This is a genomic window from Actinomyces provencensis, assembly GCF_900155435.1.
GTDB classification, from domain to species: domain Bacteria; phylum Actinomycetota; class Actinomycetes; order Actinomycetales; family Actinomycetaceae; genus Pauljensenia; species Pauljensenia provencensis.
Genome location: NZ_LT700212.1, coordinates 2,088,398 through 2,091,741, shown reverse-complemented (window position 1 = coordinate 2,091,741; position 3,344 = coordinate 2,088,398). Strand labels below are relative to the sequence as shown.

The window sequence follows — 3,344 nt, the reverse complement described above, 5'->3', positions numbered from 1 at the left end:
CTCCTCGCGCGGGGTGCAGGGTCGGGCCGTTGCGGGGTCGGTCGGGGCGGGGTCATGCGGTCGGGTCATAGGATCGGGGCATGTCGCGAGCCAGACTCTTCGAACCCGTCCTCGTCGGAGGCCTGGAGGTCCCCAGCCGCCTCTGGATGCCTCCCATGTGCCAGTACTCCGCAGCACCGGTCGGTGCCGGGATGGGGATGCCGGGGGACTGGCACCGTCTTCACTACGGCACCCGCGCCCTGGGTGGGGTGGGTGCCGTCATCGTCGAGGCGACCGCAGTGGTGCCCGAGGGACGGATCTCGGTCAACTGCCTGTGCTTCCACGAGGATGCCCGCATCCCCGCCTTCGGCGAGCTCGCGCGCCTCATCCACGCCGGCGGTGCGGCGGCGTTCATCCAGCTCAACCATGCCGGGCGCAAGGGCAGCGCCCGCGCGGGCTGGCTGGAGGGGCACGCAGGTGCCGAGGAGGGGGGCTGGCAGGTGGTCGCACCCTCGCCCATTCCCTTCGCGCCGGGATGGCCGGTGCCCCGCGAACTCACCGACGAGGACGTCCTCGGCGTGGTCGAGGCGTTCGCACAGGCAGCTCGTCGCGCGGTGGAGGCTGGCTTCGACGGGGTGCAGGTCCACGCGGCCCACGGCTACCTGATCCACCAGTTCCTCTCCCCGGCCTCCAACCACCGGACGGACCGGTGGGGTGGGGACTTCGGGGGCCGCACGCGTCTGGCGCGTGAGGTCGTGCGCGCGATCCGTGCTGCCATCGGTGATGCCGCCCTGCTGGTGCGTGTCTCGGCGACTGACTGGACCCAGGAGTACCCCGCCGACGGCCGGGCGGGGTGGACCCTGGAGGACACGCTGCGCCTGGCGCCGCTCCTGGTCGAGGACGGGGTGGACATGGTCAACGTGTCCACCGGCGGGAACGTCCACGACGCCCGCATCGCTGGCGGGCCGGGCTACCAGGTCTTCGCCGCTTCCGCGGTGCGTGACGTGCTGGGCGGGGGAGGCGGCAGGACTGTGCCGGTCGCAGCCTGCGGACTCGTCCTGGCGCCGGAGCAGGCCGAGCAGATCCTGGCCGACGGCCGGGCGGACGTGGTCGAGATCGGACGGGTGATGCTCACCGATCCGATGGCACCCCGGGTCTGGCGCGGTCGACTCCGGGTGGAGCAGGGATGGCCCGAGCAACTGCGGCGGGGCACTGCTCGCTGAGAGCGCAGTGGGCACTGTGCGCCGGGAGGGCACGGTGCGTGGCGAGGGTGGCGCGCGAGGGGAAGGCGTCGCGCGTGGTGAGGGTGGCGCGCGAGGGGAAGGCGTCGCGCGTGGTGAGGGTGGCGCGCGGCGGGTGGGGCCCCGGGAGGGTCAGTCCTCCGGGAGCCAGCCCTTGGCCTGGCGGGCGAGGTCGTCGAGGAGTGACCATGCCTCGGAGGCACGGTCTGCCTGGACGAAGAGGTGGTCGTGGTGGAAGCCGGCCACGACATTGCAGGCGATGGACCGGCTCGCCAGTGTCTGGGCGATCGTCGCGGTGAGGCCGATGGAGTCCAACGAGGAGTGCACGCCCAGGGTGATGCGGGCGAAGGTGTGGTCCAGGGGTAGCCCGAAGGCGCGCGCGGCCTCCTCCTCGGCGATGACCGTGGTGCCCTCGTCCTCCCTGATGACGGCGAACGGGAAGAGTCCCTCCGGCACGGGGTCGACGGTGGCGAAGACGTAGGTGCCCTGGGGCTTGGCGTCCAGTGATGCGAGGGTGTGGTCGAGGTCAGTCAGTCCGGACATGGGGGAGAGGCTATCGCGCACCTGCCCTCTGCGCAGCACCGTCTCAGCAGGGGCGGTGGAGCGCCCGGACGGCGGGTGACGGCCCCGTCCCCCAGGAAGGTCCCCGGTGCCGGGACCGAGCCACCCGTTCGGACCTGAGTCGTACACGCTCAATGTTCAGCCTTGAGTGAAACACGCTCAACTCTACTTGCGGACATCTCCCAGGCGCGCGACACTGAACAGTGTTGAAGCCCGAGAGGGCAGGTGATCCGGTCCGGAGGGTCCGGGCCGGGACAACCGGAGGTGATCACCATGGCTACTCGTTACGATCCGTTCCGCGACGTCGATCGCGTGTTCAATTCGGTCCTGCGTCAGGTCCCGGCAAACCCGGGGATGCCGCTCGACCTCTACAGGGACGGCGACGAGTTCGTCGCCGAACTCGACCTGCCGGGCGTTGATCCCGCGTCGATCGACATCGATGTCGAGGAGCACACCCTGACCATCAGCGCCAAGCGCGACGCGCACACCGGTGAGCACGTGCAGTGGCTCAGCCACGAGCGTCCCACGGGCACGTTCGCCCGTCAGCTGACGCTGGGCAACGGCGTGGCACTGGACGGGATCAAGGCCTCCTACCGTGACGGCGTGCTGACGCTCACCATCCCGGTCGCCGAGGCCGCCAAGCCCCGCAAGATCTCGGTCGCGGTCGACAACTCCGCGCCGACCACCATTGAGGGCGAGTCCACCGAGTCGAATGGGGCCACGCGGGTCCCGGAGTCGGCGAACGCCTGAACGCGCGGGTGTCGCAGCGCAGGTGTCGCGACCTGACTGAAGGGTCGGGGGACGCGCTGCGGTGACGGAGGGTCGGGGACCAGCTGGTCCCTGACCCTCCGTCCGTCCGGGGGAGGGTGCCGGGGAGTTCCCCGGCACCCTCCCCTCCCTGTTCTCCCCGCCCGTGTGGCGGTCGCTCGATGTCCGGTGCGGGGACGGTCATGCACCGCCGTCCCGCTGTCACCACCTGCGGTGCGATGTCAGGAGAGCTCCCCGAAGCTGACGTCCTGGCCGACCAGGTCCACCGAGAGCCCTCCGGGTCCGCTGTGCAGACCAGCCACGCGGATGCCCTCGGGCAGTCCGTCCAGGGGAATCGTCGGAAGTCCCCCGGCGACTGCCCGGACGAGGTCCAGGGGGACCTCCGCACCCGCCATCGACGCCGACGTGGGGGTGAGCAGCAGGGAGCGTCCGTCCTCGTCGGGGGAGAGGGCCACGGTCACGCTCACCTGTTGACCGAGCACGTCCAGGGAGAGTGTCACGCCCTCGTCACCCGTGGTGAGCGTCCCGGGCACGCCGGCCGCCGTGACCAGGGGTGCGAGGGACTCGGTGGTGATGACGGCAGTGGCGGTGAGGGCACGGGAGGTGTGGGGCGCGGACGTGTCCACGCCCGTGAGGTGGGCGTCGATGTCGTGGACCCGCAGCGTCCCGTACCCCGTGTCCACGTCGTAGGCGGGGAGGTGGACCCGCAGGGAGTCCAGTTCGCCCGCCAGCAACTGGGTGAGGACGGGGATGCCCTCCACGCGCACGGCCAGCTCCCCGGACACGCCGCTGCCG

Annotated in this window: 4 protein-coding genes; 2 read left to right on the top strand and 2 right to left on the bottom strand. The window is 71.3% G+C overall.

Going from position 1 to position 3,344, the window contains the following annotated elements:
- Positions 1-80 precede the first annotated feature (80 nt).
- A complete protein-coding gene (locus BQ9890_RS09250; protein WP_075891039.1) occupies positions 81-1,202 on the top strand; it encodes an NADH:flavin oxidoreductase/NADH oxidase in 1,122 nt (373 codons plus the stop codon).
- 150 nt (positions 1,203-1,352) lie between these two features.
- Here the strand turns inward: BQ9890_RS09250 and BQ9890_RS09245 are convergent, their stop codons facing one another.
- The gene (locus BQ9890_RS09245; RefSeq protein WP_075891037.1) at positions 1,353-1,763 is read right to left on the bottom strand and encodes an ACT domain-containing protein; all 411 of its coding nucleotides are present in this window, start codon (positions 1,761-1,763) and stop codon (positions 1,353-1,355) included.
- Between the two features lie 291 nt (positions 1,764-2,054).
- Here BQ9890_RS09245 and BQ9890_RS09240 point away from each other — a divergent pair, with 291 nt between their 5' ends.
- Entirely contained in the window at positions 2,055-2,531 is a 477-nt protein-coding gene (locus BQ9890_RS09240; protein ID WP_075891035.1) for an Hsp20/alpha crystallin family protein, read from the top strand.
- A gap of 239 nt (positions 2,532-2,770) precedes the next feature.
- Here BQ9890_RS09240 and BQ9890_RS09235 read toward each other — a convergent pair.
- Positions 2,771-3,344: LmeA family phospholipid-binding protein (locus BQ9890_RS09235; RefSeq protein WP_143226430.1), on the bottom strand; the 574-nt coding region annotated here is incomplete at its 5' end.